Source organism: Paracoccus marcusii (assembly GCF_006151785.1).
GTDB classification, from domain to species: domain Bacteria; phylum Pseudomonadota; class Alphaproteobacteria; order Rhodobacterales; family Rhodobacteraceae; genus Paracoccus; species Paracoccus marcusii.
This window is the reverse complement of the sequence record NZ_VDDD01000095.1, coordinates 1-13,093: the sequence shown is the minus strand read 5'-3', so window position 1 is coordinate 13,093 and position 13,093 is coordinate 1. Positions and strand designations below refer to the sequence as shown.

Genomic DNA, 13,093 nt, shown 5'->3' with positions numbered 1-13,093 from the left:
CCCGACCGCGCCCGCGCCCGCGCCCTGCTGGCCGATCTGGGTCTGGCAGGGCTGGAGGCGCGCCGCCCCGCCCAGCTGTCGGGCGGCCAGCGTCAGCGCGTGGCCCTGGCCCGCACCCTGATCGAGGATCGCCCGGTCGTCGTTCTGGACGAGCCCTTTTCGGCGCTGGACGCCGCCACGCGGGCGCAGATGCAGGATCTGGCGGCGCGGCACCTGGCCGGGCTAACCGTCATCCTGATCACCCACGACCCGCTGGAGGCCGCGCGCCTCTGCCACGCGGCCTTCCTGCTGGATGCCCGGGGAACCCGCCCGCTGGCCCTGCCCGCGACGCCCACGCCGCGCGCGCTGGACGACCCGCAGGTTCTGGCGGCCCAAGCCGCGCTGTTTCGCAGCCTGATGCCATGCGCGGCCTGATCGCCGTCCTGGTCGCGCTGTCGGTCTGGCAGGGCGTGGTCTGGGCCAGCAACGTGCCGCCCTTCATCCTGCCCGGACCGGCGCGGGTGGCGCAGGCATTGATGGATCACGCCGCGATGCTGGCGGTGAATGCGCGTTTTACGCTGGCCAATCTGACGGCGGGGCTGGCCCTGGGGGTGGCGCTTGGGGTCGGGACGGCGGTCAATCTGGCGCTGTCGCCCGCGGCGCGGTGGCTGCTGCGACCGATGCTGATCGCGGCGCAGGCGGTGCCGGTCTTTGCGCTGGCCCCGATCCTGACGCTGTGGCTGGGCTACGGCGCGCCCAGCAAGGTCGTGATGGTGGCGCTGGTGGTCTATTTCCCGGTGGCATCGGTGCTGTTCGACGCGCTGATGCGCCCGCCCGCCGCGCTGGACGATCTGGCGCGGTCGATGGGCGCCCGGCCTTTGCGGCGCTTGACGCTGATCCAGCTGCCCGCCGCCCTGCCCGCGCTTGGGTCGGGGCTGCGGCTGGCGGCGGTGCAGGCGCCGCTGGCGGTGATCGTGGGCGAATGGGTCGGCTCCAGCCGGGGCCTGGGCCATGTGATGCTGATGGCGAACGGGCGGGGTCAGACCGACCTGATGTTTGCGGCCCTGGCCGTGCTGACGGCGATGGGGCTGGCGCTGTTCGCCGCGGCGGGCGCGGTCCAGCGTCTGACGGAAAGGGGCCGCCCCGAAGGACGGCCCCAAGCAATCACTACGGCGATCACCACGAGGTGATGACGGCCCCGTCGTATTTCTCGTCGATGAAGGCCTTGACCTCGGGCGACTGATAGGCCTCGACCATGGTTTTGACCCAAGGCTCTGCCTCGCGGCCCTGCTGGACGACCAGGATGTTCACATAGGGGCTGTCGGCCTTTTCCATGGCGATGGCATCCTCGCGCGGGGACAGGCCCGAGGCCAGCGCATAGTTGGTGTTGATCACCGCGATGTCGGCATCGGCCAGCGCGCGGGGCAGCTGCGCCGCGTCCAGCTCCAGGAACTGCAGACCCTTGGGGTTGTCGCTGACATCCAGCGGGCTGGGGACCAGGCCCGTGCCCTCGGCCAGGGTGATCAGGCCCAGATCCTGCAGGATCAGCAGCGCGCGGCCGCCATTGGTCGGATCGTTCGGGGTCGCGACCTGCGCGCCCTCGGGCAGGTCGGCGATGTCCTCGACCTTGTCGGAATAGATCCCCATCGGCGTGGTGATGGTGGTGCCGACCTCGACCAGCTCGAAGCCGCGGTCCTTCATCTGGTTCTCCAGATAGGGGCGGTGCTGGAAGCTGTTGGCGTCCAGATCGCCATCCGCCAGCGCCTGGTTCGGCACGACGTAGTCGGAGAACTCGATGACCTCGATGGTCAGGCCCAGGGGTTCGGCGACCTCGGCCACCTTCTCCATGATCTCGCCATGTTCGCCGGGGGACACGCCGACCTTGATGTCTTCGGCCATGGCGGCGGTGGAGAGGGCGATGGCGGATACGAAGGTTGTCAGACGCAGCATGGGATTCGTCCTTTCTTGTCTGCGGGAAATTCAGGCGCCGCGGTTGCGGGGCGCGCGGCGGTCGACGCGGGCCGCGATCCATTCGCCAAGCGACTGGACCAGCTGCACCAGCACGATCAGGATGACGACGACGGCGGCCATGACCTCGGGCATGAAGCGCTGGTATCCATAGCGGATGCCCAGATCGCCCAGGCCCTGCCCGCCGACCGCGCCGACCATCGCGGAATAGCCGATCAGGCTGACCACGGCCAGGGTCAGGCCCAGGGTGATGCCGGGCAGCGCCTCAGGGATCAGCACCTTGCGGATGATCTGGAACGGCGTCGCACCCATGGCGCGCGCGGCCTCGATCAGGCCGGCATCGACCTCGCGGATGGCGTTCTCGACCAGCCGCGCGATGAAGGGGATTGCGGCCAGCGTCAGCGGCACGATGGCCGCGTCCGTGCCGATCGACGTGCCGACCACGGCGCGGGTGAAGGGGATGATCGCCACGACCAGGATGATGAACGGGACCGAACGCGTTGCGTTCACCACCAGCCCCAGCACCTTGTTGATCCACGGCGCGCTCAGCAGTTCGCCCCGCTGAGAGCAGGCCAGGAACACGCCCAGAGGCAGCCCGCCCAACGTACCCAGGATCGCCGAGATGGCGACCATGTAGAGCGTCTGCAGCGTCGCGTCCCAGAGGATCGGGATCAGGTTAGCGGACATGGCCCAGCACCTCCGTGGTCAGACCGTGTTGCTCAAGGAAGGCGCGGGCCTGATCGCCGCGGTCCTGGGGGACCGAGATCAGCAGGTTGCCGAAGGGGCGCGTGCCGATCTCCTCGATGGTGCCGCCCAGGATGTTGGCGCTGATGCCCAGATCGGTCGCCAGACGCGCCAGCATCGGGTCGGTCGCATGCAAACCCGCAAAGGTCACGCGGATCACCTGATCGCCCGGCGGATCGGTCTGCAGCCGCGCCGCGACGAAGGCCGGCAGCGTGGCGCCCGTGACACCGGACAGGAAGCGCCGGGTCGTCGGGTGCTGGGGGCGCGCGAAGATGTCGTAGGTCGGACCGGCCTCGACGATGCGGCCCGCCTCGATCACCGCCATGTGGCTGGCGATGTCGCGCAGCACGGCCATCTCATGCGTGATCAGCAGGACGCTGACGCCCAGGTCGCGGTTGATCTGCGCCAGCAGGTCCAGGACGGTCTGCGTGGTCTCGGGGTCCAGCGCACTGGTCGCCTCGTCCGACAGGAGGACCTTGGGGCCGGTGGCCAGGGCGCGCGCGATGCCCACGCGCTGCTTCTGCCCGCCCGACAGTTCCGCCGGATAGCGGTCGGCCAGCGCGCCAAGGCCCACCTGCTCGATCAGCTGGTCGACGCGGGCGCGGATCTGGCCGCGCGGCGTGCCCGCGACCTCCAGCGGCAAGGCAATGTTGCCCCGCACCGTGCGCGAGGCCAGCAGGTTGAAGTGCTGGAAGATCATGCCGACATCGCGCCGGATTGCGCGCAGCGCTGACCCGGTGGCGGTGCCCACGTCGCGACCAGAGACGGTGACGCGGCCCGTTGTCGGCCGCTCCAGCCCGTTCACCATGCGCAGCAACGTGGATTTGCCCGCGCCGGAACGGCCGATGATGCCGGTGATGCCGCCCTCAGGGACCGATAGGGTGATGTCGGCCAGCGCCGTCACCTGGCCGCCCGCCTTGGGAAAGGACTTGCCCAGCCCTTCGAAGGTTATCGCCGCGCCGGTCATCCGCATCCTGCATGCTTGCCAAAAGTCAGGGCGCGGTCCTGCCCGAAACGGCCGCCGGGCGCAAGCCGTGCCGCAGCCGCACCGTGATCATGCACGGAACGGTCGTTCGCGCGCCGCACAGCCTGCCGGAACGCAGGCCCTGCCCCAGCCGATGCGCACGGACCGCAGCGGTCGGGACGCGCATCGGGCAGGACGGCGTCCTTATTCAGCGGCGTCTGGCACCCCGCGCGCCAGAAGCGCGGTCAGGATCGTGCGCAGAGTGTCGGGGCGGAACGGCTTTTCGATCAGCGGCGCATGGTCGAACCCCTGCGGCAGGTTCTCGCGGCCATAGCCCGACACGAAGCAGAACGGCACCGACAGGCTGTCGAAAAGGGCCGCGACCTCGTCCACCGGCTCTCCCTTCAGGTTGCCGTCCAGCAGGGCCAGGTCGATGGGCCCGTTTCGGGCAGCGGCCATCGCCTCGGGGACGCTGCGGGCGACGCCGGTGACGGTGGCTCCGGCATCCTCCAGCTCATAGCGCAGGTCCAGCGCGACCAGCGGCTCGTCCTCGACCAGCAGGACGCGCGCGCCCTCCAGCGTCGATGCGCGGATGACGGGTTGGCCGACCAGCGCCTCGGCGGTGGCTGCCTGGCCTGCCAGCCGGGTCACGCCGTCTGTCAGGCGGATGGTCCAGACGACCCCGTCGGGGTTCCAGTCGGCGCTGACCGCGGCCGCATCGCCGCCGCCGGCCGCCCCGATCAGCGTCATACCGAAGCCCATGCGCGACGGCGCGGTGACGGCCGGGCCGCCCGTCTCGCGCCAGGTCAGGACCAGGCGCTGCCCCTCAAGGCGCCAGGCGATGTGCACGATCCCGCCCGGAACCGACAACGCACCGTATTTCGCCGCATTCGTGCCCAGTTCGTGCAGCGTCAGCGCAAGGCGCAGCATGGTGTCGGGGGCCAGTTCCACCGGTGGGCCGTCGCGGCGCAGCCGGTCGCCGTCCAGCGTACCCGAACTGATCTGGTCGTCGATCAGCTGATCCAGCGGCGCGCTGGCCCAAGTCGCATCCGACAGGATCGAATGGGCGCGGGCCAGCGCCTGCAGGCGTCCGCCAAAGCTGGTCTCGAACTCGGGCAGGCTGCCGGATTGACGCAGGCTTTGGCGGGCGATGGCCTGGACGTTGGCCAGGGTGTTCTTGATGCGGTGGTTCAGCTCTCCGATCAGCAGGGCGCGGACCTCCTCGGACTGCTTTCGTTCGGTGATGTCTTGGACCTGCAGCGACAGCGACTGGCGGTTCAGGCCCTCGGACAGGACCGATCCATAGACCTCGCAGCAGATCGGGCCGATATCGGCGTGATCCAGGCTGATCTCGGCCGAGAAGCGCGGCACGCCATCCTGCTGGCTGTCCAGCCAGCCGGTCAGCAGCGCGGCCCCCTGTTCGTCCAGCCAGCCCGCCGCGGTGGCGGTCATGCCCAGCATGTCGCCCGCGGGCCGCCCGAACATGCGTTCGGCCCCCTTGGACCAGCTGCGCACGCACAGGTTCCGGTCCAGCGTGACGAAGGCCAGCGGCGAATTGTCGGCATGGGCCTTCAGCTGCGCCATCGCGCGGTCGCGGTGCAGCGCGATGTCCTGCATCTCGTCGCGCTGGCGCTGCAGGTCCTTGGCCTGGCGGCCGATGCGGAAGAACACCTCGGCCTTGGATTTCAGCACCACCGGATCGATGGGCTTGAAGATATAGTCGACCGCCCCCGCCTCGTACCCGCGGAACCGGCGGGCCTCGTCCATCTCGGCGGCGGTGACGAAGATGATGGGCACGCCGCGGGTGCGTTCGGTGGACCGCATCAGTTCCGCCAGCTCATAGCCGTCGGTGCCGGGCATCTGCACGTCAAGGAAGGCCAGCGCGTAATCATGCTGCAGCATCAGTTCCAGCGCTTCGGTCGCGGACCGCGCGGTGTCGACAACCAGCCCGTCGCGCCGCAGCAGCGCCTCCAGCGCCATGATGTTTTCCGCGATGTCGTCGACGATCAGGAAACGGATGGGTCTATCGGGCATGAATAGTCTCCTGGTCGGCATTCCGGCGCCAGATCCGGTCCGGTTCGGCAAAGGCCGCGAAGGACGCGGCATGGGTGGAAAAGCGCAACGTCTCGTGAGAGCCGAGGCCAAGAAAGCCGCCCCGCGCCAGCGCCTCGGCGAACAGGCCCACGGCGCGGTCCTGCAGCGTCCCGTCGAAATAGATCAGCACGTTCCGGCACGACACCAGCTGGACCTCGGAAAAGACCTGGTCGGTGGCCAGGTTGTGCTCGGTGAACACCGTACGCGATCGCAGGTCCCGGTCAAAGGCCGCGCGCCCATAGGCGGCGGTATAGTAATCCGACAGCGACCCCAGCCCCCCCGCCCGCTGATAGTTCTGCGAGAAGACCGGCAGGCGATCGATGTCATAGATGCCGGCCTCGGCCCGGGCCAGGGCGCGGCGGTTGATCTCGGTCGCATAGAACATCGTGCGGTCGAACAGCCCCTCCTCGCGGAACAGGATGGCCAGCGAATACAGCTCCTCGCCATCGGCACAGCCCGCCACCCAGACCTTGAGCGAGGGGAAGGTCCGCAGATGCGGGATCACCTCGCGGCGCAGTGCAAGGTAATAGGCCGGATCGCGAAACAGCTCGCTGACCTGCACGGTCATCGCGTCGATGATGTCGGGCAGAACCGCGGGATCGTGCAGCAGGCGGCCCTGCACCTCGGACAGGGTCGCGCATCCAAGCCTTTCGCGCGCCAGTTCGGCGCGACGGGCCAGCGATGCGCGCGAATAGGACCTGAAGTCGTAATGGTGGCGCCGGTTCAGCGCCTCCAGGAACAGGTCCAGCTCGATCGCGTCGGCCGCGCGCAGGGGGACGGGATCGACGCTCATCGCGGCATCCAGACCCGGGTCAGCGACAGTAGCTTGTCGACATCCAGGGGCTTGGGCAGATAATCGTTCGCCCCCGCCGCCAGGCACTGGTTCTGATCCTCGGCCATCGCCTTGGCGGTCAGCATGATGATGGGCAGGCCCTTCCAGCGGTCGATCTTGCGAATCTCGCGCGTGGCGGTCAGGCCGTCCATCTCGGGCATCATCACGTCCATCAGCACCAGGTCGATCTTGGGCGCGGCACCGTCGTTGATGCGGCCCAGGGCCTCCAGCGCCTCGCGGCCGTTCCGGGCGATCTGCACGGTCGCGCCATGCGGCTCGAACACGCCGGTCAGGGCATAGACGTTGCGGATGTCGTCCTCGACCACCAGGATGCGGCGCCCCTCCAGCTGCGCATCGCGGTTCAGCGACGCGGCCAGCATGTCGCGCTGTTTCTGCGGCAAATCGGACACGACCTGATGCAGGAACAGCGTGACCTCGTTGATCAGGCGTTCAGGCGATTTTGCACCCTTGATGATGATCGATTTCGAATAGCGGCGCAGGCGCTGCTCCTCGGCCTCGGACAAGGCGCGCGCAGTATAGACGATGACCGGCGGGAAGGACGCCGTGCCGTCCCCGTCCAGCTGCTCCAGCACCTCGAACCCCGATGCATCCGGCAGCGTCATGTCCAGCACGATGCAGTCGACCGTCTGGCTGCGGCAGATCTGCAGTGCCTCGGCGGCGGTACCGGCGCCGACCGTCTCGACCCCGTCGCTGGTCAGCAGCGCCTTGAGCCCCAGCATCTGCGCGGGATCATCCTCGACGATCAGCACGCGGCGCAGGCACTGTTCCAGGCGGGTCTCCAGATTGCGGATCGCCGTGGCCAAGTCGTCGCGCCGCACCGGCTTCATCATATAGCTGATGGCGCCCTGTGCCAGCGCCTCCTTGGTGTAATCGTCGGCCGAGACCATGTGCACCGGGATATGGCGCGTGGTCGTGTCGCGCTTCAGCCGGTCCAGCGCGGACAGGCCCGAATGGTCGGGCAGGCCCACATCCATCACGATCGCCTGCGGCAGGAAATGGCGCGCCGCACGCACCGCGTCATCCGCTCGGCCCACGCAGACGCAGCGGAAGCCCAGCTCCTGCGCCAGACTGTAGAGGATGCGGGCGAATGCCGGATCGTCCTCAACCACCAGCATCACCCGGTCGCCGGCGCCGATCTCCGCGCGATCGTCCTCGACCCCCGGCAGGGCGTCCAGCATCATCGGCGCGGGTTCGGGCATCGTGGGCGCGGGCAAGGACCGCCGCGCAGGTGCCGGCGATTGCAGCGCCGGGGCGGCGGGCAGGATCAGCGTGAAGGTGCTGCCCTTGCCGGGCGCGCTGGTCAGCGTGATGCGCCCGCCCAGCAGATCGGCCAGTTCACGGCAGATCGACAGGCCCAGCCCCGTTCCGCCGAAGCGGCGGGAGATGGTGCCGTCCGCCTGCCGGAACGCCTCGAACACGGTCTCCTGCTGGCTGGCGTCGATGCCGATGCCGCTGTCCTGCACCGACAGCGCGATCCCCTGCGCCGCCGGGGAAATATGCAGCACCACCTGCCCCCGTTCGGTGAATTTCAGCGCGTTCGAGATGAAGTTCCGCAGCACCTGTTCCAGACGCTGCCGGTCGGAGGAGAACGCCGCGACCTTGGGATCGACCTGCGCCGACAGGGTCAGCCCCTTGTCGCGGGCCTGCGCCTCGAAGGCGCGCACCAGCTTGTCGGCCAGCACCTGCGGCTCGACCGTGTCGCGCGACACGTCCATCTTGCCGGATTCGATCTTGGACAGGTCCAGGATGTCGTTAATCAGCGCCAGTAGATCCTTGCCCGATGCCTCGATCGTCTCGGCCCAACGGACCTGCTCCTCGGACAGGTTGCGGCCGCGGTTGTCTGACAGCAGCCGCGACATGATCAGCAGCGCGTTCAGCGGCGTGCGCAGCTCGTGCGACATGTTGGCGACGAATTCGGACTTGTAGCGGCTCTCCTGTGCCAGCTCCTGCGCCTGATCCTCCAGCATCCGGCGCGACCGGGCCAGAGCATCGCGCTGCTCCTCCAGCTCCTGGGTCTGGCTTTCAAGCTGGGCGTTCTGTTCTTCCAGCTCTGATTGCTGTGCCTCCAACCGGCGCTGGCTGTCCTGCAGGGCGCGGGTCTGCTCCTCCAGCTCCTCGTTGGACGCCGCAAGCTCCTCGGTATGGGCGCGCAACTCCTCGGCCTGACGGCGGGTCTCCTCCAGCAACTCCTGCAGCTGTTGGCGATACTGGGCGGATCGCAGCGCGATGCCCAGCTTGTCTCCGATACGCTCGAACAGGTCGATCACGCGAGGCGGCGGGGCGGCATCCAGCCCGAACTCCAGCACGCCGTTGATCAGCTGCCCGTCCCGCATCGGCACGATCAGCGCATGCGCCGTGCGCCCCCGCGCCAGTCCCGTCGCCCAGCCCAGCGCCTGGTCCGGCGCCAGGGACATCTGCAGGATGCGACCTTCGGTGACGGCGCGGCCCAGATGGCCTTCGTCATCCGCCACACGTTCCGCCAGGGCGTCGCCGTCGGTGCCCCATTGCGCCAGCCGCAGGTGGCCATGTCCATTGCGGGCATAGGCGACGGCGGCCCGCGCGCCGATCCGGTCGGCCAGCACCTGCAGGACCTGGCGGGCCAGCTTTTCTGCGGTCAGGTCGCCTTGGACGGCACGGGACACCGCGACCTGGGTGCCGGTGATCCAGTCGGTGTCCAGCAGCTTGCCGCGGGTGACGATCAGCCTTCGCCCCAGAAATCCCAGGCACAGATACACGATCCCGGCCAAGCCGCGGTTCACGGCCGCCACGGTCGGATCGATGCCGGTGTTGTCCTTCTGGAACGCCAGCGCCATCGCCACGCAGACCAGCACAGCCGTGGCCACTGGCAACGCGGGCCAGCGCGCGAAGACCGCAAGGCTCAACGGCAGGATATAGATTAGCCAGACCGCCGTCCCCAACGGCACCATCAGATCAAGGGTGAACACGCCGGCAAGTGCCGCTGCGATGACGACCAGAATCGTCAGGTCTTGGGTCTTGGTCACGATCTCTCCTGGTCGGCGGCATTTTCGACGTCACCGTCGAACGCCGCGACAGGACCTTTCGTTCAACCGCCTGTGATCAATATTTGATAATCCGGTGCGACCCGACGGTCCCCGTCATTCGCGCCGCATGGCCATATCCAAACCGGACGGTCCTGTCGAGGGCTCAGCGCGCCCGCGGCGGCCACATCCGCGCCCAGACCCCGTCGCGCCGGATCAGCGCATGGTGCAGCGCCGCGCCGACATGCAGGGCCAACACCGCCATCAGCGCCCACGCCGCCAGTTCGTGCAGGCTGCTGGCGGCGTCGGCCAGGGGCTTTGACCGGGGGACCAGCGTCGGCAGGCCAAGCGCATCCAGCCCCTCGATCGGAAAGCCGCCCGCGCGCACGCGGACGTAACCCGACAGCGGCATCACGATCATCAGCCCGTACAGCGCCAGATGAGACAACCCCGCCACCCGCTGCTGCCAGTCTGGCATGGTCGCGGGCAGCGGCGCGGGCGGATGCGTCAGCCGCCAGACCAGCCGCAGCGCGATGATGACGATCAGCAGGCTGCCCACGTTCTTGTGAAACAGGTACAGCGCGTCGCCCAGGCCGCGGTCCAGCCCGTCCTGCACCATCAGCAGACCCACCGGGATCATCGCCAGGATCAGCGCCGCGACCAGCCAGTGCAGCATCCGCGCCGTGGTGCCATAGCCTGCGGGTCGATGATCCATGACGCAGCCCTCCTGTCGCGACAGGATAGCCCGGGATCGTGCTGAGGCAAGCCTGTTCAGAAGTCAGCTTGACGCGTCATGCCCCTGTCATATGTTCACCCGATGCAGATTTCCCGCCCCGACCTTGCCGATCCCACCGTCAGACCGGCCCCCGCCGCAGGCCGCCGCCTGCCCGAGGGGTTGATCCTGGCCATTCCCGCGGGGCTGGCCCTGAACCTGGGCATCGGCGTGATAGTCCTGGGCCAGGGCACGGGTGCCCTGGTCGCGGGCGTCGTCTATCTGGCGGGGGCCGCGCTGGTCTGCGTTGCGATGCGCAGGCATTATCCGCATGCCAGGCTGGGGTCGTGCAACGCGGTGACGCTGATGCGCATGGCGCTGACGACGGCGTTGATCGCGCCCCTGGTCGGCGGGGTCGCGGCGGGCTGGGCAGTGGCGGCGATCGCAACCATATCACTGACGTTGGACGGGGTGGATGGCTGGCTGGCGCGGCGCAGCGGCCTATGTTCCGATTTCGGCGCCCGTTTTGACATGGAGGTCGACGCCGCGCTGGCCCTGATCCTTGCGCTGCACGCCCTGGCCGGCAGCCCCGTCGGACCAGAGATCCTGGCCCTTGGCGTCATGCGCTATCTGTTCATCGGGGCGGGGCTGGTCTGGCCGTGGATCATGGCGCCGCTGCCGGTCAGCTATGCCCGCAAGGCCGTCTGCGTGCTGCAGCTTGCGACGCTGATCGCGCTTCAGGTGCCGGTCCTGTCGGACGATTTGGCAATCACCCTGGCGCGGATCGCGGCAGCGGCGCTGATCTGGTCCTTTGGCCGCGACGTGCTGTGGTTGCGGGGCCATCGGTGACCCCCCGGCCCTTGTCGGTCCTTGCCGCCATCCTGCTGCTGCACGTCCTGCTGGCGCTGCCCGCGCATCCCGAGCAGCTGGCCTGGGCCGCGCTGGCACGCCCGGCGCCGGAGCTGGCAGTGGTGATCCTGCTGGCGCTGGCCGCGGGCCGGACGGTCGCGGGGCGGCTGCTGCGCGTGGCGGCGACCCTGGCGCTGACGCTGGTCACCGTGCTGAAGGTCGCGGACTTGGCGATGCTGGAAAGCCTGGGCCGCAGGTTCAATCCGGTCGCGGACCTGCCTCTGATCGATGCATCCGTCCGGCTGATCGCCGGCAGCTTGGGCCCCTGGCAGGCGGCGGGTGCAGTTCTGGCCGCGCTTCTGGCCACGTTGCTTATCGTTGCAGGCACATGGTGGGCGATGGGCGTGCTGATGCGCCGGGCCCCGCGTGCCGCCTGGTTGCGGATCGCCGGTCTGGCAGCCTCTGTCGCGGGGATCGCACTGCTGGCGGTAATGCCGCCCCCGACGGCCGCCTATGCCATCGACCGCGCGCAGCTGTCGGCACGCACCGTGACAGAATTGCGCCAGTTCAACGAACAGGCGCGCCAGGATACGCTGGCCGGGCTGCAGGATCCGCTTGCGCTGATCGACCGCGACGTTCTGGTGATCTTTCTGGAAAGCTATGGCCGCACCAGCTTTGACACGCCCTTCTTTGCCAACACTCACCTTCCCCGGCTGCGCCAGGGACAGCAGGTGCTGCAGGATCGCGGATTGGCCATGGCATCGGGGTTCCTGACGTCGCCGACGCATGGCGGACAAAGCTGGCTGGCGCATGCGACGCTGGCCAACGGGCTGTGGGTCAATGACCAGACGCGCTATCAGGCGGCCATCGCCAGCGGGCGCCGAACGCTGTTCCACCACGCCGCCGATGCCGGGTTCCGCACTGCGGCCGTGATGCCCGCCATCGTTCGTCCCTGGCCCGAGGCGTCGACGATGGGGTTTCAGCGAATCCTGGCCGCGCCCGACCTGGGCTATCGCGGGCAGCCGTTCAACTGGGTCACCATGCCTGATCAGTTCACGCTGGCCGCCACCGACCGCCTGTTGCGCGACGGCAGCGACCCCCGCCGCCTGTTCGCGCAGATCGCCCTGATCTCGTCCCACGCGCCTTGGACCCCGGTCCCCGAAATGCTGCCCTGGGAGGATCTGGGCGACGGCACCGAATTCGACGCGATGGCGCAAGCGGGCGATCCGCCGAACGTCGTCTGGCGCGACCGCGACCGGGTGCGGGCCCAGTATCGTGACACGATCGACTATACGCTGCAGGCGGTGCTGGACTATGCCGCGCGGCAAGGAACGGACGCGCCCCTGATGATCCTGGTCGGCGATCACCAGGCCGCTACCACCATCGGCCTGGACGACCGCCGAGAAGTTCCGATCCACGTCATCGGCCCGCCCGATCTGGTCGCGCGGACCGACGGTTGGGGCCTGACGCGGGGGCTGGTCCCGGAACCGGGCAGCCCGGCGATGCCGATGGAAGCACTTCGCGACCGTTTCATGCGCAACTTTTCCGGGTCCCTGGACGTGCCTCCTGCATGAACGTGACACGCAGTCTTCAAATCCTGATCGCCCTGGCAGTGATGGCGCTTCTGTGGTTCGGCCTTGACGGCCAACAGGCGCTGCACCTGCTGGTGCGTGCCGATCCGCTGTGGCTGGCGGCCGCCGCGCTGGCCCTGACGGCGCAGACGGTGCTGTCGGCAATGCGCTGGCGGCTGACGGCGCGGCAGCTTGGCCAGACCATCCCCCTCACCCGGGCCATCGGCGAATACTACCTTGCGCAGGTCGTCAACCAGTCGCTGCCCGGCGGTGTCGTGGGCGATGCCGGCCGCGCGGTCCGCGCGCGTCATCAGGCGGGCCTGCGCCGCGCCGGTGCCGCCGTCGCGATCGAGCGCCTGG

Annotated in this window: 12 protein-coding genes; 5 read left to right on the top strand and 7 right to left on the bottom strand. The window is 68.8% G+C overall.

The features are described from left to right. Both FHD68_RS13780 and FHD68_RS13775 read left to right on the top strand, forming a co-directional pair. A partial coding sequence (locus FHD68_RS13780) for an ATP-binding cassette domain-containing protein (RefSeq protein ID WP_139086001.1) occupies positions 1 to 414 on the top strand: 414 nt, incomplete at its 5' end. After that, the gene (locus tag FHD68_RS13775; RefSeq protein WP_045981315.1) at positions 402 to 1,169 is read left to right on the top strand and encodes an ABC transporter permease; all 768 of its coding nucleotides are present in this window, start codon (positions 402 to 404) and stop codon (positions 1,167 to 1,169) included. The genes FHD68_RS13780 and FHD68_RS13775, both read left to right, overlap by 13 nt. Here FHD68_RS13775 and FHD68_RS13770 read toward each other — a convergent pair. The 7 genes from FHD68_RS13770 to FHD68_RS13740 form a co-directional block, all read right to left on the bottom strand. Beyond that, positions 1,156 to 1,929: a MetQ/NlpA family ABC transporter substrate-binding protein gene (locus tag FHD68_RS13770; RefSeq protein ID WP_139085999.1), complete on the bottom strand. Its 774-nt coding sequence runs from the start codon at positions 1,927 to 1,929 to the stop codon at positions 1,156 to 1,158. The genes FHD68_RS13775 and FHD68_RS13770 overlap by 14 nt on opposite strands. A gap of 30 nt (positions 1,930 to 1,959) precedes the next feature. Further along, the gene (locus FHD68_RS13765) at positions 1,960 to 2,634 is read right to left on the bottom strand and encodes a methionine ABC transporter permease (RefSeq protein ID WP_045981317.1); all 675 of its coding nucleotides are present in this window, start codon (positions 2,632 to 2,634) and stop codon (positions 1,960 to 1,962) included. Continuing rightward, positions 2,624 to 3,664, bottom strand: coding sequence for a methionine ABC transporter ATP-binding protein (locus tag FHD68_RS13760; RefSeq protein WP_127898697.1), 1,041 nt, complete (start codon positions 3,662 to 3,664; stop codon positions 2,624 to 2,626). Before FHD68_RS13760 ends, FHD68_RS13765 begins: the two co-directional genes overlap by 11 nt. Before the next feature lie 195 nt (positions 3,665 to 3,859). Further along, positions 3,860 to 5,689: a response regulator gene (locus tag FHD68_RS13755; protein ID WP_127898698.1), complete on the bottom strand. Its 1,830-nt coding sequence runs from the start codon at positions 5,687 to 5,689 to the stop codon at positions 3,860 to 3,862. Next, complete coding sequence (locus FHD68_RS13750; RefSeq protein ID WP_127898699.1) at positions 5,679 to 6,542, bottom strand: CheR family methyltransferase; 864 nt, start codon at positions 6,540 to 6,542, stop codon at positions 5,679 to 5,681. The genes FHD68_RS13755 and FHD68_RS13750 overlap by 11 nt, the downstream gene beginning before the upstream one ends. Then, entirely contained in the window at positions 6,539 to 9,604 is a 3,066-nt protein-coding gene (locus tag FHD68_RS13745; protein ID WP_240542424.1) for a response regulator, read from the bottom strand. Before FHD68_RS13745 ends, FHD68_RS13750 begins: the two co-directional genes overlap by 4 nt. 163 nt (positions 9,605 to 9,767) lie before the next feature. After that, positions 9,768 to 10,316 carry a cytochrome b gene (locus FHD68_RS13740; protein WP_127898700.1) on the bottom strand — a complete coding sequence of 183 codons (549 nt, stop codon included), beginning with the start codon at positions 10,314 to 10,316 and terminating at the stop codon, positions 9,768 to 9,770. Positions 10,317 to 10,418: 102 nt separating this feature from the next. Here FHD68_RS13740 and FHD68_RS13735 point away from each other — a divergent pair, with 102 nt between their 5' ends. The 3 genes from FHD68_RS13735 to FHD68_RS13725 form a co-directional block, all read left to right on the top strand. Beyond that, positions 10,419 to 11,162 (top strand): CDP-alcohol phosphatidyltransferase family protein, encoded by a 744-nt coding sequence (locus FHD68_RS13735; RefSeq protein WP_240542425.1) that lies wholly within the window; start codon positions 10,419 to 10,421, stop codon positions 11,160 to 11,162. Then, positions 11,159 to 12,736, top strand: coding sequence for an alkaline phosphatase family protein (locus FHD68_RS13730; RefSeq protein ID WP_240542426.1), 1,578 nt, complete (start codon positions 11,159 to 11,161; stop codon positions 12,734 to 12,736). The genes FHD68_RS13735 and FHD68_RS13730 overlap by 4 nt, the downstream gene beginning before the upstream one ends. Next, positions 12,733 to 13,093 (top strand): lysylphosphatidylglycerol synthase domain-containing protein (locus tag FHD68_RS13725; RefSeq protein ID WP_208863775.1); only part of this gene is annotated, 361 nt, incomplete at its 3' end. The genes FHD68_RS13730 and FHD68_RS13725, both read left to right, overlap by 4 nt.